Annotated in this window: 16 protein-coding genes; 7 read left to right on the top strand and 9 right to left on the bottom strand. The window is 58.1% G+C overall.

The features are described from left to right. Positions 1-269: 269 nt before the first annotated feature. Positions 270-1,223: an AEC family transporter gene (locus H1S06_RS12570; RefSeq protein WP_181740721.1), complete on the top strand. Its 954-nt coding sequence runs from the start codon at positions 270-272 to the stop codon at positions 1,221-1,223. Positions 1,224-1,308: 85 nt separating this feature from the next. Here H1S06_RS12570 and H1S06_RS12565 read toward each other — a convergent pair whose 3' ends face one another. From H1S06_RS12565 to H1S06_RS12535, 7 genes are all read right to left on the bottom strand, one after another. Then, positions 1,309-2,115, bottom strand: a complete 807-nt coding sequence (locus tag H1S06_RS12565; protein WP_181740719.1) for an META domain-containing protein — start codon at positions 2,113-2,115, stop codon at positions 1,309-1,311. 109 nt (positions 2,116-2,224) lie between these two features. Continuing rightward, positions 2,225-3,718, bottom strand: coding sequence for an MFS transporter (locus H1S06_RS12560; protein WP_181740717.1), 1,494 nt, complete (start codon positions 3,716-3,718; stop codon positions 2,225-2,227). A 12-nt stretch (positions 3,719-3,730) separates the two neighbouring features. Further along, positions 3,731-4,432 carry an ABC transporter ATP-binding protein gene (locus tag H1S06_RS12555; protein ID WP_181740715.1) on the bottom strand — a complete coding sequence of 234 codons (702 nt, stop codon included), beginning with the start codon at positions 4,430-4,432 and terminating at the stop codon, positions 3,731-3,733. Continuing rightward, positions 4,432-5,199 (bottom strand): high-affinity branched-chain amino acid ABC transporter ATP-binding protein LivG, encoded by a 768-nt coding sequence (gene livG, locus H1S06_RS12550; protein WP_181740713.1) that lies wholly within the window; start codon positions 5,197-5,199, stop codon positions 4,432-4,434. Before livG ends, H1S06_RS12555 begins: the two co-directional genes overlap by 1 nt. After that, the gene (locus H1S06_RS12545; protein WP_181740711.1) at positions 5,196-6,452 is read right to left on the bottom strand and encodes a high-affinity branched-chain amino acid ABC transporter permease LivM; all 1,257 of its coding nucleotides are present in this window, start codon (positions 6,450-6,452) and stop codon (positions 5,196-5,198) included. Before H1S06_RS12545 ends, livG begins: the two co-directional genes overlap by 4 nt. Positions 6,453-6,464: 12 nt before the next feature. Next, positions 6,465-7,391: a high-affinity branched-chain amino acid ABC transporter permease LivH gene (gene livH / locus H1S06_RS12540; protein ID WP_181740709.1), complete on the bottom strand. Its 927-nt coding sequence runs from the start codon at positions 7,389-7,391 to the stop codon at positions 6,465-6,467. A gap of 53 nt (positions 7,392-7,444) precedes the next feature. Continuing rightward, a complete protein-coding gene (locus H1S06_RS12535; protein WP_181740707.1) occupies positions 7,445-8,566 on the bottom strand; it encodes a high-affinity branched-chain amino acid ABC transporter substrate-binding protein in 1,122 nt (373 codons plus the stop codon). Between the two features lie 179 nt (positions 8,567-8,745). Between H1S06_RS12535 and H1S06_RS12530 the strand changes: the two genes are divergently transcribed. The 5 genes from H1S06_RS12530 to H1S06_RS12510 all read left to right on the top strand — a co-directional run bounded on the left by H1S06_RS12530 (position 8,746) and on the right by H1S06_RS12510 (position 15,556). Next, positions 8,746-9,315 (top strand): hypothetical protein, encoded by a 570-nt coding sequence (locus H1S06_RS12530; protein WP_181740706.1) that lies wholly within the window; start codon positions 8,746-8,748, stop codon positions 9,313-9,315. A gap of 21 nt (positions 9,316-9,336) precedes the next feature. Continuing rightward, positions 9,337-9,687, top strand: coding sequence for a putative quinol monooxygenase (locus H1S06_RS12525; protein ID WP_181740704.1), 351 nt, complete (start codon positions 9,337-9,339; stop codon positions 9,685-9,687). Between the two features lie 565 nt (positions 9,688-10,252). Continuing rightward, on the top strand, positions 10,253-10,843 hold the full coding sequence (locus H1S06_RS12520; protein ID WP_181740702.1) for a CBS domain-containing protein: 591 nt from the start codon (positions 10,253-10,255) through the stop codon (positions 10,841-10,843). 104 nt (positions 10,844-10,947) lie between these two features. Then, positions 10,948-14,562: a pyruvate:ferredoxin (flavodoxin) oxidoreductase gene (gene nifJ / locus H1S06_RS12515; protein WP_255483068.1), complete on the top strand. Its 3,615-nt coding sequence runs from the start codon at positions 10,948-10,950 to the stop codon at positions 14,560-14,562. Further along, positions 14,555-15,556 (top strand): dihydroorotate dehydrogenase-like protein, encoded by a 1,002-nt coding sequence (locus H1S06_RS12510; protein WP_181740700.1) that lies wholly within the window; start codon positions 14,555-14,557, stop codon positions 15,554-15,556. The genes nifJ and H1S06_RS12510 overlap by 8 nt, the downstream gene beginning before the upstream one ends. Positions 15,557-15,577: 21 nt before the next feature. Here the strand turns inward: H1S06_RS12510 and H1S06_RS12505 are convergent, their stop codons facing one another. Next, a complete protein-coding gene (locus H1S06_RS12505) occupies positions 15,578-16,489 on the bottom strand; it encodes a MurR/RpiR family transcriptional regulator (RefSeq protein WP_181740698.1) in 912 nt (303 codons plus the stop codon). Positions 16,490-16,668: 179 nt separating this feature from the next. On the opposite strand from H1S06_RS12505, the gene H1S06_RS12500 reads away from it, so the two are divergent. Next, complete coding sequence (locus H1S06_RS12500; protein WP_181740696.1) at positions 16,669-17,934, top strand: pyridoxal phosphate-dependent aminotransferase; 1,266 nt, start codon at positions 16,669-16,671, stop codon at positions 17,932-17,934. A 12-nt stretch (positions 17,935-17,946) separates the two neighbouring features. Here the strand turns inward: H1S06_RS12500 and H1S06_RS12495 are convergent, their stop codons facing one another. Further along, positions 17,947-20,337 carry a Lon protease family protein gene (locus H1S06_RS12495; protein WP_181740694.1) on the bottom strand — a complete coding sequence of 797 codons (2,391 nt, stop codon included), beginning with the start codon at positions 20,335-20,337 and terminating at the stop codon, positions 17,947-17,949. Positions 20,338-20,348 lie beyond the last annotated feature (11 nt).

The following is a 20,348-nucleotide window of genomic DNA, read 5'->3' as shown; positions in this document are numbered from 1 at the left end:
TGCGGCCTTGAAAACAAACAGGGTGGATCATCGGTTGGCAGTCCCTGAAACGTCACGCGCTTCGGCAGGCGTTCACCGGCACGAGTGGCTGGGCACATGGGGCTGCATAACGACCCTTGAAGAAGAAGTATGATCATCCGGCATCCACTGGTTGTCGTCAACCGTGAATAAAATGAAACAGAGAGTTGAGAAAATATCGCCACAGGGCGTTGTGGGGAATGACACAATAGCCGCCTTTCCACCCTGCCTACGGAGATAAACGAACCCCTATGTTGGATATATTGCTACTGACCTCGCCGGTTTTCATTTTGATGGCCATCGGTTATTTGGCGGTCAGGGCGGAGTGGGTCAAAGCATCGGCACTACCTTCTTTGGGCAGCTATGTCATCAAGCTGGCCTTGCCAGCCTTGCTGTTTCAGTCTCTGGCCTCGCGTCCGTTGAGCGAATCCCTGAATATGGGGTACCTCAGTGCGTACGGGTTGGGGTCACTGGTCCTGTTGCTGGGTGCCTTTGTCTTCAGTTGGCGCGGCCGTGGGCTGGACCTTTGGCCATCGGCCTTTCAGGGGCTGGGGTCGACGCTGGCCAATAGCGCCTTTATCGGCCTGGCGGTTGCGGGAGGGCTGTTCGGCAGCGCGGCTGCAGTGGCGGTGGCGTTGAGCATGCTGGTGGATCTGCTGTTACTGATTCCACTGGGGTTGATGCTGGCCGATCTGTTTGGCGGCAAGGGCACGGCGCTGAAAAATCTGCTACTGATGTTCAAGCGAACCATGACCAACCCGTTGGTACTGGCGATCATTGCCGGCGGGCTGGTCTCGCTGACCGAAGTTCAGGTGCCGAATGCGCTGGACCAGGTGGTCGGCATGCTGGGGCAGTCGGCGTCGGCGGTGGCTCTGTTCGTGATTGGTGGCAGTCTGGTAAGCACATCCGTCAAGGGACAGCTGGTGGATATCACTCAGATGACGCTGTTCAAGCTGCTGCTGCACCCGGCGGCGGTGGCGCTTTGTGTCTGGATACTGCCGCCGTTCGATCCGATCATGCAGGCGACGGCAATTCTGATGGCTGCCATGCCGATGGCCAGCGTTCTGGCTCTGATCAGCCAGCGTTACGGTCAATCGGATGTGTGTTCGCCCGCCTCCGTGGTGGCCACCGGCCTGTCCTTTCTCAGTATCAACCTGGTGCTCTGGCTGTTGGATGTGGCCGGTTTGCTGTCACTGTCGTCCTGAGGGCTGTGTCCTGCATTGAGATGGCAATAAAAAAACCCTCGGCAGAGGGTTTTTTACAGGGGTGTTCAGCGCTCGAGCGATGGGTCTACTTCAGATACACCGCTTTGAAAGTCGCCTGGATGTTCTGTTCCGGGTTGCTCAGCTTGAGTTGTTCACCGTCGATGGACCAGTTAACCTGGTTTTGCAGCAGCTGCAGGAACGAGCGCTCGTATTCCAGGCCCGGGATGCAGGCGCGCAGAGTGCCGGCGATCGGACCGAAGCTTAATTGCTTGCCTTCCTGCTTGAACTCGCCCATGAACTGGTTGCATCCCGCAAAGCCCTGTACCCGGTTGTCCTGTTTGAGAATCAGGTGGGCTTCGCGCTGTCCTTTCGTTGCTTCGATGGCCGTGCCATTCAGGCTGGTCAGTTTCCAGTAGGTGTTCTGCAGTGGAGCCTTGGCGCTGTCATCCATTTGGGGGGCAGCGGCACGATCGTTGACACGCACCATGATCAGCATCAGGTCCGTATCCTTTTCACCGGCCAGCACTCGGTATTGAGTATCCGTGATGAACATCAGGCTGTCGTCATGCGTGATACGTGCGCTGACGGTGTAGGTATGTCCCGGCTGCAGCTTGCTGGCCGGAACCTTGAAACTGAAGGGGTAAGGCGGTGTGGCGATATCATCGCGAACAATCTTGTCCAGCAAGATCGCCGGAGCATCGGCGCGGGACACATCCTGCAGGCTGACTTCCAAGCGACTGTTGCTGGGCAGCAGCATACGTTCCCGGTACAGAGCATCGCCGGAGACTTCAAGGTCGGGTTGTGGGCTACTGAGGGTGCTGCAGCCTCCCAGCAGAGCCGTGGCGGCGAAAATGGACGTGACGTAGTGCAGGCGTGGGCGGGCAGTAAGCATGGAGGGCTCTCCTTGAAAGTTGACGGGAGATTCGACCCTCACCGATGGCGAGGGTTCCGCATCTCCCTGTTTCCGATTATCAGGAAAACAGCCGGAATCGCAAACCCGGTTATTGATGGTTGCGGGGCGGTGTTGACGGCTCTTCGCTTGTGACGGTCTCGGCAGGTGTCTCCGGAGGCTCTGGCGTTGCGTCCGACACCCTGTCGGGTGCGGCTTCAGGTGCAGGCGCAGCGCTGTCGTCTTCTGTCGCTGCGGTGTCCACCTGGTCTGTTGCTGCCTCGGAGGCTTCGGAACCTTCCATCAGTTCGCCTTCATCTCCGCTTTCAGTCTCGTCCGGCTCCGCATGAAACAGCTCCTCGATTGGCGTATCCACGAACTCTTCGTTACGCGGGTCGATCTCGGGGATGGGATGTACATCCGGGATGGCCGGGATGAAATGCTCCTGGGCTTCCACTGGCAGGGGCGGTACACGGTATTGACGATACAGGGTGTAGCCGGCCATCAACGCCAGCGCGGCGGCCAGCATTTGAAACAGGGCCCCGGGGCCGTAATAGCTCATCAGAGCCGAACTGGCCAGCGGGCCGATGACACTGCCGATGCCATAGCTGAGCAGCAGTCCGGAGCTGGCTGCAATGATATGGCTGCTGTCCATCATGTCATTGGTGATGGCGACACCGATGGAATAGACCGTAGAGGCCAGTCCCATACAGATGCAGAGTGCAATCAGACGCAACGTGAAATCCTGCTCGATGACCAGGGTATTGGCGGCGCTGGCTCCGCCAGCCAGGACCAGAATGATCAGCAGAACATAGCTGCGCTTGGCCCGGTCACAGATCCAGCCAATTGGCCAGGCCAGCAGCATGGCGGTCAAAATTGAGGCGAACATATACAGTGAGATTTGATCGTTCTTCAGCCCGGTCATGCTGGCAAACAGGGGCACCAGCGAGTAGAAAGAGCCCAGAAAAATCCCGCCGGTAAAGGCCGCCGTGACGCCCAGTGGAGCCATCTGAATCAGCTGTCGCAGGGACATGCGTTCGGTGGTTTCGGGGATCTCCGGTGACTTCATGCGCGACAGCGACAGCGGAATGATACCGGCGATAATGAGGAGCGCGGCCAGTGAAAACAGGGCGTAATTGATGGGGTTGCCGCCACCAATCAGCAGCTGTCCCAGCGATGTGGCCGAGTAGGCGGCGATCTGGTAAAGCGAGAAAATCTTGGAGCGGTTGGCATTGGTTGCCACTGCACTGAACCAGCTCTCGATGGTAATGAACAGGGCAGCGATGCTCAGGCCGCCAATGCCGCGCAGAATTCCCCAGTGCCACACGTTGTAGGTCATCGGGTAGATCAGGGCAGCCATGGCAGCAATGGCGGCAAACACGGCAAAGGCTCGAATATGTCCGACCCGGCGGACAACCCGATCGGCGTAAAGCGAGCCGACCACGAAGCCGGCCGAGTAACACACCATCACCATACCGATGGTGGAAGGATCTATGCCGAGCAGACTAAAACGCAGGCCCAGCAGGGTAATCAGGAAAGAGTTGCCGATAATCAGCAATGACAGGCTGGCAAAGAGAGCCAGCAGCGAGATGACTAGGAGGCGCATTCGAATTGTCCATTAACCGCCGAGGTAAGCTTTGCGAACATTGTCATCGTTGAGCAGGGCATCGCCACTGCCACTCATCACGATGCTGCCATTCTCCAGCACGTAGCCTCGATCTGCAATCCTTAATGCCTGGTGTGCATTCTGTTCGACCAGAAAAATGGTGACGCCCTCTTCACGCAACCGTTCGATGATCTCGAAAATCTGCTGAATGACCAGTGGTGCCAGCCCCAACGAGGGCTCATCCAGCAGCAATAAGCGCGGCTGGCTCATCAGTGCGCGGCCGATGGCCAGCATTTGCTGCTCGCCGCCGGACATGGTTCCGCCCCGTTGGTTGAAGCGTTCTTTCAGGCGCGGGAACAGGGTCAGTACATGGTCGAGTTGCGCGGCGGCTTCGTTCCGGCTGCGGAAAAAACTGCCCATGAGCAGATTTTCCTCGACGGTCATGGCTGAAAAAATATGGCGACCCTCGGGCACCACGGCCAGGCCCTGGCGCATGATGTCAGAGGTTTTCATCTGCTGAATAGGGCGGCCGTCAAATACGATATGCCCGCTTTGGGCACGGGGCGTACCGCAAATGGTCATCATCAGGGTGGTTTTGCCTGCGCCGTTGGCACCGATCAACGTCAGTATTTCGCCCCGATTGATCTCCAGGGAAACATGGTGCAGGGCCTGGATCTTGCCGTAGAAGGTTGAAACATTGTCCAGCTTAAGCATCAGCTTTCTCCCAGATAGGCTTTGATCACGGCGGGATTGGCGCGTATCTGATCGGGGGGGCCGTCAGCCAGCGGAGCCCCCTGATTGATCACGGTGATATGGTCCGAAATACCCATCACCAGTCCCATGTCATGCTCGATCAAGAGAACGGCAATGTCCTGTTCGTCACGCAGGCGCATGATCAGTTGGTCCAGTTCAGCGGTCTCTCTGGGGTTCAGCCCGGCCGCTGGCTCGTCCAGCATCAGCAGGCCGGGCTCAGTGACCATGCAGCGGGCAATTTCCAGTCGGCGTTGCTGACCATAGGACAGATTACCGGCTTCACGGTTGGCAAAGTCCAGCAGGTCGACCTGCTGGAGCCAGTGTGCGGCACGATCCATGGCCTCTCGCTGGCGACGTCGATAGGACGGCGTTTTGAGCAGACCGGCGAAGTAATTGGTGTTGAGGTGGCGATGCTGGGCAACCAGCAGATTTTCAATCACGGTCATGCTGGCAAACAGACGTACATGCTGGAAGGTACGTACCAGGCCCAGCAGTGAAATACGATGGCCGCTCATGCGATGAATGGCCTTGCCTCGGTAACGGATAGTACCGTCGGTTGGTGTATAGAAGCCGCTGATACAGTTAAATACCGTTGTCTTGCCGGCCCCGTTGGGACCGATGACCGAGTGAATCTGCCGTGGCTTGACCTGCAGGTTGACGCCATCGACCGCCAGCAGTCCGCCAAAGCGCATCACCAGATTCGATACATCCAATAGATTGTCACTCATGAGGTCTTCAGCTCCAGGTGAGGGCGTTTCATCGGCAGCAGTCCCTGGGGGCGCCACAGCATCATCAGAACCATCACGCCGCCAAACATGAGCATGCGGTATTCCTGAAATTCACGCGCCAGTTCCGGTAGTATTGTCATGGCGATGGCCGCACAAATCACACCCATCTGTGAGCCCATACCGCCCAGTACAACGATGGCCAGAATGATGGCTGATTCGATGAAGGTGAACGATTCGGGACTGATAAACCCCTGTCGGGCGGCAAAAAAGCAGCCTGCAAAACCGGCGAAGGACGCGCCGAGCGTAAAGGCCGAAAGCTTTATAACCGTAGGGTTCAGGCCCAGCGAACGGCAAGCGATTTCATCCTCCCGCAACGCTTCCCAGGCACGGCCCAACGGCATGCGCTGGATACGGTTAATGATGTAGATGGTCAGCAACACCAGCAGTACCGCGACCAGATAGAGGAATATCACCTTGTGGCCGCTGCTGTAGTCGATATCGAAAAACTCGTGGAACGTCTGGCTGCCTTCGCTGGCGCGGCGGCTGAACTCCAGCCCGAACAGACTGGGCTTGTCGATACCGCCGATGCCGTTGGGGCCCCCGGTCAATGACGTCCAGTTGTTCAGTAGAATGCGGATGATTTCACCGAAGCCGAGCGTTACGATCGCCAGGTAGTCGCCGCGCAGGCGCAGGACCGGGAAACCGAGCAGACAGCCGAAAACGGCGGCCAGTAAACCGGCGAGAGGCAGGCTCATCCAGAAGGACAGCCCGTAATACTCCGACAGCAGGGCGTAGGTATAGGCACCGACCGCATAGAAGGCGACATAGCCCAGATCCAGCAGCCCGGCAAAGCCAACGACGATATTGAGACCCAGTCCGAGCATCACGTAAATCAGGGTCAGAGTGGCCAGATCAACGGCACCGCGAGACACCATGAAAGGCCAGACGAGCAGACCTGACACCACCAGAGCGATCAGCCAGGGTTTCAAGCGATGCAATAGCATCTCATTCGGCAGCAGGCCGGTAATATCCGCTGTGGGCAGGCGTTGTCGAAGCCGTTGCAGCGGCTGCTGCAACAGTTGCACCAGAAAAACGCCGATTACGGCAAAGGCGATCCAGCCCCAGGTTTCGGCATCCGCGCCGACAACGGTCAGGCTGGCGCCTTCCTGTTCCAGACGGATGCCGACCACCAGACAGGTCAGTAAAAAGGTGACGCCCGCCGCAAACAGGGCGGGAAAGATTGCTCTGTGCATGACGGAATCTCCTTACACCTTCTCCACTTCGGGCTTGCCCAGCAACCCGGTGGGACGGAACAGCAGAATCAGGACCAGCAGACTGAAAGCCACCACATCCTTGTATTCGGACGGGAAAAAAGCGGCCGTCATGGCCTCGGTGATACCCAGAATGAGGCCGCCGAGCATGGCGCCGGGAATGGAACCGATGCCGCCGAGTACCGCTGCCGTGAAAGCTTTCAAACCGGCCATGAAGCCGATATAGGGGTTGATGGTGCCGTAATAGAGACCCAGCATGACGCCGGCGATGGCGGCCAGTGCCGCACCGATGACAAAGGTCAGTGCAATAATACGGTTGGTATCAATGCCGAGCAGGTTGGCCATTTTCAGATCCTGGGCACAGGCACGGCAGGCGCGACCCAGGCGGGAGCGAGAAATGAACAGCGCCAGAGCGGTCATGGAAGCCAGGGTGACCCCCCAGATGATCAGCTGCATCCAGGACAGACTGACTTCGAAGACATCGGGGTCGCCAAACTCGATGCCGCCCGAGATCAGGGCCGGCATGGCCAGGTCGCGTGAGCCCTGGGCCAGGCGGATGTAATTCTGCAGGAAAATGGACATCCCGATGGCAGTAATCAGCGGGATGAGCCTTGGCCCGCCGCGCAGTGGTCGGTAGGCAACCCGCTCGATCGCATAGCCGTAAGTGGATGAAATGATAATAGCGGTCATCAGGGCCAGCAGTAATACGACTGGCAGGGAACTGACTCCCATGGTGAACAGACCGATGATGGTGATGAAGGCGGTATAGGTGCCGATCATGTAGACCTCGCCATGGGCGAAGTTGATCATGCCGATAATGCCGTAGACCATGGTGTAACCGATGGCGATCAGTGCATAGGTCGAACCAATGGTCAGCCCGTTGATCAATTGCTGGAGTACATAGAGGCTGGTTTCAGTCATCGAATGAACCCTCGGACAGAGGGCTCTCCCCCTGGGGGAGAGCCGGGTGATGGCTATTGACTAACCGGAGTTTTGCTGCCGTCGGTATGGAGGGTATAGATTTCGAAGGTCGGTTCGGTCAGGTCGCCCTTTTTATCGAAGCCGATTTCGCCAATGGTGGTGTTGAAGCGGTTGGCACGCAGATAATCGGCCAGATCGTAGGGATCGGTTTTGCCCGTGGCACCCATGGCTTCGGTCATGACCTGAATGGCGGTGTAGGCCGGGAACACGAACGGTCCGGAAGGGTCCTCATCACGTTCCTTGAAGGCTTCGACCAGAGCCATGTTTTCCGGGCTTTGGTCGAAGCTTTTGGGAGCCGTTGCCAGAACACCTTCCATTGCTTTGCCGGCAATGGCGATCAGATCAGAGTTCACGACACCCTCTGGACCCATAAAGCGGGTATCCAGGCCTTTTTCCCGCGACTGGCGCAGAATCAGCCCCAGCTCCGGGTGGTAGCCGCCGTAATAGACGAAATCGACATTGTTGCGCTTGAGCTTGGCAATCAGGGCGGAAAAGTCCTTGTCACCGGGCGTGACGCCTTCAAACATGACGGTATCAGTACCCGACTCGGCCAGCAGGTCGCGGACCGTGGTGGCAAGCCCCTCGCCGTATTGCTGTTTGTCGTGGATGACCGCGAGGCGCTGAGGTTTGATGTTGCGCTGGATATACTCGGCCGCCAGTGTGCCCTGCAGGTTGTCGAGGCCGATGGTGCGGAAGATCAGCTGGTAGCCCTTCTCGGTAATGCCCGGAGACGTGGATGCGGCCGTGATCATCATGACCCCTTCCTCTTCGTAAATATCGGAAGCGGGTTCGGTGGAGCTGGAGCAGAGGTGGCCGATGACATGGCGGATATCATCGTTGACAATTCGGTTGGCAACCGCAACGGCCTGCTTGGGATCACAGGCATCATCATAGATGACGCCTTCCAAAGTCATGCCGTTGATGCCGCCAGCGGCGTTTATCCTGTCGATGGCCATCATGGCACCGATCTTTTGCATGTCGCCGTATTGTGCGACGGGACCTGTGACCGGTCCGGCAATGCCGATTTTCAGTGTATCGGCTTGGGCATTCAGGGCCGCGATCAGCGTGCCCGTGGCGATCAGGGTGTTACCGAAGAGTCCGTGTTTCAGTTTCATGCGGATCCCCTTATGGGTTAGTCATCACGCGGTACCGTGTCGGCACCGGTTTATTATTTTTTTAGTACGACTATCGGTTTGATTATTACACAGTTTTTCCTCTTCCGAGAAGAGGCTTCATGCGCCTTGCCTGCTTCTGATAGACTGCGCCGCAACTGGCCATTGAGAGGGCGTCTATCGTGATCCGAACAAAAACCGTGAATGTACTGCTGGTGCTGTGCATGCTGTTGTCGCCGCTGTCGCTGACGGCCGCGACGCCGGACAGTCTTCAGGTCGAGGCGTATATAGCCTCCCTGGAAGATGTTCGACAGCTGAGCGAGCAGTTGCAGGCCTCCGGCGCGGAAGCCCTTCTGGCGCGAGAGGTGATGCCACGTGCAGGAGAGGCTTTTGATCCGCACCGGCGTGCCGTGATAGCGCTGGAGCGGGAGCACCCTGATCTGTATACGCAATTGATTCGTATAGTACGACAGCGGGGCTTTGCCGATACGGCCACCTGGGCCGCCGTCGGTGATCGAATCGTGCTGGCTTATGGTGTCATCAAGGCCGAATCGGAAAGCCCTGAAATATTTCAGCTGGCCCTGGAAGCCCGGGGCATGAACCCGCAGCTGTTGCTGTTTTTGCCTCCCGCGGAGCAGGAGCTGGTGCAGCAGGCCCTGTTGATTGCCGAGGCCCTGTCGCAGGCACCGGTATCCGACAGGGAGCAGGTGAAGCCCTATATTGCCCAGCTGGACCGGGCCTTTTCGCAATAATCCCGCCACAAGGAGTTGATGATGTCATCACTGGTTTACTGTACTGCCCAATTCAAACCGAAACCGGGCAAGGAACGTGAGTTGTTCAAGGTGTTGCAGTCGCTGGAACCCAATGCGCATCGGGAAGATGCCTGTGTTCAGTACACGGTTACCCGACATGTCAGCAGTCCTTTTGCCGAGGGCAGCAGTTTTCCGCTGGTGTTCCATGAAATCTGGAGTGATATGGAAAGCTTCGAGGCACACTGCCAGCGCAAGGAAATTGCCGAGTTTTTCGAGCGTTACTGCAAGGCGGAAGATGGGCTGGCCGAAGACTGGAATGTGTGCATTTACACCGATGAACCGGAAGATTTCGATGCCCCGCAACTAGGCTGATCGCCAGGTCGCCCATCCGGGTACGAAACAGGCGGAGTCTCTTGTGCTCGACCAGAGTCGGGCGGAGGGCTCCGCCTTTTTGTTGTCATCGTCACACGTTGACAGGCAAGGGATCAGGGCTATTCTGAATGGGCATCTTTCCGTGTATCGAGGTCGATTCTTTGCGATCTGCAAGTGTATCCGATGTGTGTGCCGACACGAGCGTGCTGTTGTCCGAGCGGGTGAGCTTGTCACCGGTTGTTGTGCTGCTGGCTCTGTTGATATGCATGAATGCTGGTGCTGGTGCTGGCGGTGCCGGTCTTTCGGCTCCGAGCGGTTATGCCTGGGAGAGCCAGGTCGCCGATCCGACGCTTGCCGCGCCACCGGTTCCGGCTCCCCTTCTGTTGTCTGCCGTGATATCGCAGTCAGCAAGGGCGCCATCATTCGCCTGCACGGCCCTCGACGGCTGCCCGAAAACCATACCGCTTTATGTGCGGCCTCCGCTTCGTGCGCCGCCTTTCGCCTGAATGACTCATCTTTGCAAGGCCTTACCGAACAGCGCCTCCTGTGCGCAAGGAGTATTCAGATGAAAAACTACCATGAGTTTAAAACAGTTGGATTGGATGCTTACACACACCTGGCCGAGGGGCGGGGACGCGAAGTGACCAGTCTCGATTCACCCGCCGAACAAGTCATGACCGATTTTCGTCAGGTGCAGCCCTTGACCATGAGTTTGACGGAAAGCATCAGTGATGCCACTCAGGCGATGCGCAAGGTGCATGTACGTTCGGTGATCGTGACGGACAGCAATGCTCACTTCAGGGGCATCCTGACCGTGCTCGACCTGGAAAGTCGCAAGGTGCTGAGCCAGGCGACGAGCCTGGGGGTGAAACGTGAGGATCTGAGTATCAAGGATGTCATGATCAGCCGTGAAAAGTTGCGGGGTGTTCCCCTGGCGGCATTGCAGCAAGGCAGTATCGGCGATCTGCTCAAAACCCTCCAGCATGAAGGCAGCCAGCATATGCTGGTTGTGGAGCCCGGCTCGCAGGAGATCTGTGGCATCATTTCGGCCAGCGAGATCGCACGTCGACTGCAAGTGCCGGTCGAAATCAATCTGCAGGCCACCAGTTTTCGCGATCTGGTGGATGCGCTGTTTGGACGGGGTGAGGCGATTTAGCATCAGATGTTGCTCCGGTGCCCGACCGGTTGGCCCAAATCAAGCGCCGGAGCAGCGGGATCTGCCATACTGAAGTCTCCAACGGGTGCTTACAGGAGCAGGGTATGGTCAGGACCGAGATGCGCATGATGGACGGTAACGAGGCGGCTGCGCTTATCGCCCATCAACTGAATGACGTGATTGCCATTTACCCGATTACGCCTGCCTCGGTCATGGGCGAACTGGCGGACAGCTGGAGTAACCGAGGGCGTGCCAACCTGTGGGGAACGGTGCCGCAGGTGATTGAGTTGCAGAGTGAAGCCGGCGCGGCCGGTGCGGTACACGGAGCCCTGCAGGCCGGTGCCAAGACCTGTACCTTCACCGCGTCGCAGGGGCTGCTGCTGAAAATTCCCAACATGTTCAAGATTGCCGGCGAGTTGACGCCGACGGTTTTCCATGTTGCGGCACGTTCGGTGGCGACGCATGCCCTGTCGATTTTCTGTGACCACAGTGATGTTATGGCCGCACGTATGACCGGTTTTGCGTTGCTGGCATCCGCGACGGCCCAGGAAGTGATGGATCTTGCCTGCATTGCCGAAATGGCAACGTTGGAAGGTCGAGTACCCGTACTGCACTTCTTTGACGGCTTTCGGACCAGTCACGAAATCAGCCCGGTCGAGGTGATCAGTGCCGAGCAGTTGCAGAACCTGATCAACCCACGTCTGGTTCAGGCCTGTCGCGAGCGTGCGCTGTCACCGGAGCGGCCGTTTATCCGAGGAACGTCACAGAATCCTGATCTGTTTTTCCAGTCGCGAGAAGCCGTTAACCCCTTTTACGAGGCCTTCCCGGCCATTGTTCAAAATGCCATGGATCGCTTTGCCGATGTAACAGGGCGTCAATATCGTTTGTACGACTATCACGGTGCCGAAGATGCCGATCGGGTCATTGTCGTGATGGGGTCGGCGGCATCCTGTGTACAGGAGACGGTGGATCATCTGAATGCTCATGGAGATAAAACCGGAGTTCTGAAAGTGCGCCTGTTCCGTCCCTTTGCTGCCGAACAGGTGCTGGCGGCGCTGCCGGACAGTGTCAGAGCCATCGCCGTGCTGGATCGTACCAAGGAGCCCGGTGCCGACGGCGAGCCTTTGTTCAAGGATATGGTCACTGCCGTGTTCGCAGCCTGCAGTGATGGGCGTTGGCCAGGAGAGCGCCTGCCGCGCATTTTGGGCGGGCGTTTCGGCCTCTCCTCCAAGGAGTTTACACCGGGGATGGTGAAGGCGGTATTCGATCGACTGTGCCAGTCCGGCGGCAAGCCTCAGTTCACGGTCGGCATTGAGGATGACGTCACTCATCTCAGCCTGCCCTGGGACGAGCATTTTCGTACCGACGCTGCCGGACGTCAGGTGCAGGCGGTGTTTTATGGGCTGGGGTCGGATGGTACGGTGTCCGCCAACAAAAATAGCATCAAGATCATCGGCGAAGCGGCGGGGCTGTATGCGCAGGGGCACTTTGTCTATGACTCGAAAAAGTCCGGGGCCGTTACCGTTTCTCATCTGCGTTTTGGTCCTGCTCCCATTCTGTCCAGCTATGAAATTCAACAGGGCGAAGCCGACTTTATCGGCTGTCATCAGCCTCTTTTTCTGCAGCGTTATCCGATGCTGGACAAGGCCGCCGAGGGCGCTCGGCTTCTGGTCAATACCGACCTGGAAGGTATGGCTTTCTGGCAGAGCCTGCCGGGCCCGGTACAGCGCGCCATCATCGACAAAAAACTGAAAGTATCGCTGGTGGATGCCTATCGGGTGGCAGCCGAAGCCGGGCTGGGCAAACGCATCAACACGATTATGCAGACCTGTTTCTTTGCGCTGACGGACATTCTGCCGCAGCAGGAGGCCATTGCTCGGATCAAGTCCGCGGTGGAATCCAGTTACGGTCGCCGCAGCCGTCGTATTGCCGACATGAACCTGACAGCAATCGATAATGCGCTTGCTCACCTGATCGCGTTCGACGTGCCGGCACGGGCCGACAGTTTGATCCCCTTGCACCAGGTCCAGGCGGAGGGCGCCGACGCATTTGTGCAGCAGGTCACCACAGAGCTGATTGCCGGTCGTGGGGATGGGGTTCCGGTGAGCCGCGTTCCCGTAGATGGCACCTGGCCCAGTGGGACTGCAGCGTACGAAAAGCGGGATCTGGCGAGAGTACTGCCGCAGTGGGAGGCCGACCTGTGCACACACTGCGGCAAGTGTGTTTTCGTCTGTCCGCATTCGGTTATCCGTTCCAAGGCTTTTCCGGCAGAACAGATGCAGCAGGCGCCGACCGGTTTCAAGGCCGTGCCGATCAAGGGAGCCAAGGATTTTCCCGAGCATACGTTGATCAGCTACCAGATCGCTCCGGACGACTGTACCGGCTGTACGCTCTGTGCCGAAATCTGTCCGATCCACGACAAAACCAACCAAAGCCGCAAGGCCTTGAACATGGTGCCCAAGCAGAGCATTTTGGATCGAGAACGCAGCAACTGGGCGTTTTTTAGCCAATTGCCGGACTTTGATCGTACCGCGCTCAAGGTCAACACCATGAAAGGCTCGATGTTGATGCAGCCGCTGTTCGAATTCAGTGGCGCCTGCTTAGGCTGTGGTGAAACGCCATATATCCGCCTGCTCAGCCAGTTGTTTGGCGATCGCATGCTGGTGGCCAATGCGACCGGATGCTCATCCATCTATGGTGGCAACCTGCCAACCACGCCCTGGACGTTGAATGCGGAGGGGCGGGGCCCGGCATGGAACAACTCTCTGTTTGAAGATAATGCCGAGTTTGGTCTGGGCATGCGGGCCGCGCTTGATAAGCAGGTGGAGTTTGCGCAGGAACTGCTGCAGTCATTGAGTCATCAGCTGGATGCGCACCTGGTCGCGGAGGTGCTGGCGGCTGACCAGAGTGATGAAGCGGGTATCAAGGCGCAGCGTGAGCGCATACTGAGACTCCGAGAACGCCTGCTGCATCTGGACGATCCCCGTGCGGCAACCCTGCATATGCTGGCCGACAAGCTGTGTCGGCACAGCGTCTGGATTCTGGGCGGTGATGGCTGGGCCTACGATATCGGTTATGGCGGCTTGGATCATGTGCTGGCGTCCGGGCGTAATGTGAACATTCTGGTACTGGATACCGAGGTCTATTCCAACACCGGGGGGCAGACATCCAAGGCAACTCCAAGAGGTGCGGTGGCCAAGTTCTCGGCCGGGGGCAAGCCGATGGGCAAGAAGGACCTGGCGCGCATTGCCATGGATTACGAACATGTCTACGTGGCACATGTGGCCTATGCGGCCAAGGACATGCAAACTTTGAACGCCTTTCGGGAAGCGGAAAGCTGGGACGGCCCGTCCCTGATTATTGCCTATTCGCCCTGTATTGCCCATGGGTTTGACCTTGCCGATAACCACGAGCATCAACGTCTGGCCGTGGCATCGGGGCACTGGCCTCTGTTGCGTTATGACCCGCGTCGTGCAGAGCAGGGACAGAACCCGCTCAAACTGGATTCCAAGCCGCCCTCGGTACCCTACGAGGCGTTTGCGCGTACAGAAGCCCGCTTCAGTATGTTGAAGCGTTCAAATCCTGACGCGGCAGACGCTTTTCTGGCGCAGGCGCAGCGGGATGTGAATGCACGTTACCATCGTTATGAACAACTGGCCGGGTTGAGTTGGGAGTTGGCCGGTGACGCCGAAAGTGAACGGGAGAGTAAAAGTGAGTGAGCGTTTACAGACTCGATACCTTGGCCTGGAGCTGGATAATCCGCTGGTGCCTTCGGCTTCTCCGTTAACGGCAACGCTGGCTGGTGCCCTGCGCCTGGAGGATGCCGGTGCCGGGGCTATTGTGATGCACAGCCTGTTTGAAGAAGAGTGCTCGCGGGATCATGAGCTGTTGCATCACTTTTTGTATGAGCAGCAGATCGGGCACGGTGAGGCAGATGACTACCTGCCGGTGCCTGACAGTTTCCGTACGGCCGAAGAGCATTACCTGGAGCGGTTGACTGACATGAAGGCGCGCTTGCACATTCCGGTCATCGCCAGTCTGAATGGGACCAGTTCCAGCGGTTGGACGGAATATGCACGCCAGCTTGCGGACGCCGGGGCCGATGGACTGGAGTTGAATGTATACCATATAGCCGCTTCGGCACGAGAGAGTGGAGCGGAAGTCGAGCAGCGCTATAGGGATATCCTGGCGGCGGTGCGACAGGCCGTACCGAATTTGCCTTTGGCGTTGAAGCTGGGCTCGCAGTTCTCCAGCCCTGTGCATCTGGTCACGCAGCTGCAGGCCCTGGGTGCGGATGCGGTGGTGTTGTTCAATCGCTTTCTGGAACCGACTCTGGATCTGGGGAGCCTGACAATACGCCCACAGTTGAAGCTGTCCAGCTCGAACGAACTGAACGAGCGCCTGCGCTGGGCGGCCATTATGCGGGCGCAGGTGGGGCTGGATATTGCAATTACCGGCGGTGTTCATTCAGCGGAGGATGTGATCAAAACCCAGCTGGTGGGAGCCCAGGTAGCACAGCTTGCGAGTGTGTTGCTGCAGCGGGGTGAAAGTGTTTTGACTGGCATGAAAGCTGCCATGCTGAACTGGCTGGACGACAATGAATATGATTCATTGGCCCAGTTGCGTGGCAGTGTGTGCCATGCCAATGCGGCGGACCCTGCCGGTTGGGAACGAGCCAACTATCTGGATACGCTGGATTTGTGGCAACCCTGATCCAGTCTGATACTGCAGTCGCTAGAATTCGTCGTTCAGGCGGTTAATCAATTCCTCGCGGCGGCTCAGGCGCTCAACGGTTTGGTGGCCCAGCAGGCGAGCGGTGTGCAGCAGTAGCGTTTCGGCCAGGAATTGGGTGGCGATCATGCTGTTGGTATAAAGCGCACTGTTGTTGTGGCTGATCAGACTGCACTCGGCCAGTTGAGCCAGCGGAGAGTGATGGCTGTCGGTCAGGGTCAGTAGAGGCAGCTGCAACTGATTGGCCACCTGAGCCAGCATGACCGAATCGCGGCTGTAGGGTTCGGAGCCGAACATGACCAGCAGGTCCCGTGAACCAAGTTCGGCCAGAGCCTGGGCCTGTCCTTCTCCTGCCGCACCAACCACGCTGACCTGTTCCCGGATCAGTCCCAGCATGTAGCTGAACATGACCGCCAATCCGTAGGACTGGCGCCGCCCGGAAATACGGACGCGACGTGCTCGTGCCAGCAACTGGGCCGCCTGACGCAGATCATCCTGGGACAGGCGGTTGGCGGATTGGGCCAGATTATCCAGTTGTGTTTCCAGGTGTTGCTTGATGCGTCTCTCGGCGGACAGTTCCTCGTTCGGATTGATCAGAGCGGTGGCCTGGGCACTGTAGTAGCGGCCGGGTTCGGCCAGGGCGTGTCGGAACAGCCCCTGAAACTGTACGAATCCCTTGAATCCCAGCAGCTTGGCCAGGCGGGTCAGGGACGCCGGGCTGATGGCGGTGGCTCGGGCCAGCTCGGTGATGCTGTGGGTGGCTACCAGCCTGGGGTCATCCAGCATGGCACAGAGTGCATTCAACAGGCGCTTGCCCATTGGTAATTCCAGTTCGCCCCGTTTGAGCAGGGAAGGCAGTTTGCGCAGCTCGGCCAGGGATGTCGGCGGGAATCGAACAGCGGAATCGGGTTTCAAAATATTTTTATCCTTTTACAGGTTGTTTTTTAATGAATTGATATTAAATGGTTTTTTTTGATGTCCGAAAAATTGTTCGGATATTTCGAAAAAAAATTTCCAAAGCATGTGTTTAAATTGAAAGGGTTTCCAGTTGATTCATAGTAGTGCATATGGATTGAATACAGGAACCCTTGGTCATGTCTATTGATGCTTATCTTCGTCCGATCAATCATTCCGAAACGCTGTTGATCAACGAGCGTTCGAGCCGATTGGCGGTAGATCGAAAGATCCACCGCTTCGGATTTGGTCAGTCACCTTTTCCAGTGCCTGCGGGAGTCGTGGCGGCCCTGCAGCGCCATGCGTCTGAAAAGGCCTACCTTCCGGTACAGGGGCTGGCGGAGCTGCGGGCGGCCGTAGCCGATTTTCATCGTTGCCAGGATGGTGTGGACTGGCAGCCGGAGCGGGTATTGATTGGTCCCGGCAGCAAACTTCTGATCTATGCCGTCATGGCGGCATTTACGCGTGCGGAAGTCCTGCTGGTATCGCCCAGCTGGGTGTCCTATGAGCCTCAGGCGCACCTGGCCGGTCATCGGGTCTCGCGTTTACAGGCATGTGCCGAGGACGACTGGCGGCTGACGCCGGCAATGCTGGAACGCTTTTGCCGGACCCGGGCCAATCCCGAGTGGCCGTTGTTGTTGGTGCTGAACTATCCGGGTAATCCCAGTGGCACAACATACAGCGAAGATCAGCTGCAGGCGTTGGCGGAGGTGATGCGCCGTTATCAGGTACTGGTGATCAGTGACGAAATTTATGGAGTATTGCATCATCAGGGTGCGCATCGCTCACTGGCGCGCTATTACCCGGAAGGTACGTTGGTAACCGGTGGGCTGTCGAAATGGTGTGGTGCCGGTGGTTGGCGGCTGGGGGTGTTGCAGCTGCCGGAGTCACTGGTGCATAACCTGCTGCCTCGCTTGCTGGGGGTGGCATCGGAAACCTGGTCCTGCGTGGCGGCACCGGTCCAGCAGGCGGCTATCGAAGCCTATCGTTTCGGCCCCGAGGTGGCGCATTATGTACAGCGGGAACGGCAGGTGCTGGCCACGCTTGGACAGGCGGCTGCGGCACGGCTGAATGAGGCAGGAGTGACAACGGCTGCGCCGGAAGGCGGATTCTACCTGTTCCCCGATTTCGCTCCCTGGCGCGAAAGCCTGGCGCGAGTGGGAATCCAGACATCGGATCAGCTGTGTCGGCGCCTGCTGGAGGAGGCCGGTGTGGCATTGCTGCCGGGATCGGCCTTTGGCATGCCCGACAGCGAGCTGGTAGCCCGCCTGTCCTACGTGGACTTTGACGGGGCGGCGGCCCTGAGTGCCGAGGCTCAGGCATTGCCGGAGATTTTTCAGCCGGTGATGGATGGACTGAGTGCCCTTTTGAACTGGCTGCGAACACAGACCCGCAGTGTCGCCTGAGTGGCGGTGACGTTAATGGTCGTTCGGCGTTGCCAGTTTCCGCGCCTGCTCTACCCATTCCGACAACTGCAGCTGTACCAGGCCGTTGACGGTGGAGGGCGGGTAGCGGCCGTCCTTATCGGCCTGTCCTGCAGCACGGTCAAACAGCAGGCCGATGAGCTGGTCCAGTGATGTGACGGCATGGATAGCGAACTGTCCGCGTCGGCAGGCCTCGACCACCGAATGGTCGAGTACCAGGTGCGCTTCGTTTGCAGCAGGGATGATCACGCCCTGGTGGCCGGTCAGGCCGCGTGCCTGGCAGAGTTCGAAAAAGCCTTCGATCTTTTCGTTGATACTGCCGATGGCCTGAATTTCGCCCTGCTGATTGATTGAGCCGGTAACTGCAAAATCCTGCCTTAACGGCAGGCCGCTGATGGCGGACAGGAGAACGCAGAGTTCAATGGCTGAAGCGCTGTCGCCGTCAACGGGGCCATAGGATTGCTCGAATACCAGGCTTGCATTCAGCGCCAGAGGGCGGTCACGTGCATAGCGCGCGCCGATACAGGCGCCCAGAATCATGACCCCCTTGGTGTGCAGGGGGCCTCCCAGCTTGGTTTCGCGCTCGATATCCAGCATTTGACCCTTTCCCATGCGTGCGGTGGCTGAGATGCGGCCCGGTTTGCCGAAACGCTGGTCGCCCAGTTGAAAGACCGACAGTCCATTGGCCTGTCCGATCACGGCACCGTCGGTGGTGATCATCAGGGTGCCGCGTTCTATCTGCTCCTGCAGCAACTCGGAGAACTGGCTACTGCGGTAGCGTTGCTGGGCAATGGTCTTGTCCACGTGGCTGCGGGATACCATGGAAGCTCCCTGGCGCAGGGCCCAGTAGCTGGATTCACGTAGCAGGTCGAGCAGCTGGCCGCGGTTAAGAGACAGCTTCTGACTGTCATCGACCTGGCGTGAGCTGTGCTCGATAACGGCTTCCAGTGCACTGCGGTCAAAGTGAGCCAGGCCCTCTTCGTGCGCCAGCGTGGCGATCAGACCCAGAAAGTTTTCCAGATTTTCCCGGTTGCGGTTAAAGCTTTCGGCAAAGTCTGCATACACTTTGAACAGGGTGGTAAATTCGGGATCATATTGCTTGAGCAGGTAGTACAGTCGGCGGTCGCCGATCAGTATGACGCGCAGGTCCAGCGGAACCGGAGCCGGCTCCAATGAGCGGGTACCGGTGATACCGTATATTTTTTCCAGTGGTTCCAGACGTATTTCCCGGTTGCGCAGTGCGCGCTTCAGACCTTCCCAGGCGAAGGGGAAGGTCAGCAACTTCTGGGCATCGACCACCAGGTAGCCGCCATTGGCCCGGTGCAGGGCGCCGGGCTGAATCAGGCTGAAGTCGGTGGTGAGTGTGCCGAAGTGGGCTTCGTATTCGATGCGGCCGATCAGGTTTTGATAGCTGGGGATGTCCTCGTAGACCACGGGGGAGCCGCCATTATGAGTGTGGCTGACCAGCATGTTGATCTGATAGCGCCGGAACTTGGCGGAACGCGCCCGCTTGTGCAGAGGGGCGCGCTCTTCTTCTTCCGAAGGAAAAAAGTCGTCCACATTCTCGATCAGGTCCTGGTGAATGGTGTCGAGAAAAGCGAGGACGTCGGCATGGGCACCATAGCGCTGGCGCAGGTTGTTCAGTGCAGGGTCAATGACACCACGGGTGGTTTCCTGCTCGAGCTCTCGAATCCGAGCCTGATGTTCCTGATGAATGTTCGGTATTTCATGGATCAGTTCGGTCAACTCTTCATTGAGCGTATCGATATTGCGCTTGATGCGGGCGCGTTCGTCTTCGGGCAGCTGTTTGAACGTATCAGGGGTCATCAGTTTGCCGTCTCGAAGCGGTCCCAACGTGTAGCCGCCCGGTGTACGCATCAGGGTAATGCCGAGCTCCTGGGCCTTCGATCCCAAAGCCTTGAAGCCCATCTGCTCACGCTGCTGGAATTCGTCGTTCAGAGCTTGCAGCTGGTTACGGTATTCATCGTTCTTGAACTGGGCGGGAACCTGTACCAGCAGGATTTCGATCAGCCGGCGCAAGTCCTCGTGCAGGCGCTGACCGGTACCCTGCGGCAGCATCAGAGTACGGGGCTGGTTAGGGCGGTCAAAATTGTGAATGTAGCAGTATTCATCGGGCATTTCGCCGCTGGCGGCTTCGGCACTGATGATACGCGCTACCAGTTCGCGCTTGCCGATTCCGGTGGAGCCACTGACAAACAGGTTGTAGCTCGCATGGTCCATACCGATGGCAAACTGGATGGCATCGACCGCACGAGTCTGCCCCAGCGCCGAGTGATCGGGTGTGATGTCGAGAGTTGAGGTAATACCGAAGGCCGACAGGTCACAACCGTGGCGCAACTGTTCCGGAGTTAACAGTGTTTCCATGATGTATCCCT

This window comes from Marinobacterium marinum, assembly GCF_013868415.1.
GTDB lineage: Bacteria > Pseudomonadota > Gammaproteobacteria > Pseudomonadales > Balneatricaceae > Marinobacterium > Marinobacterium marinum.
This window is presented reverse-complemented; position numbering and strand designations above follow the sequence as displayed.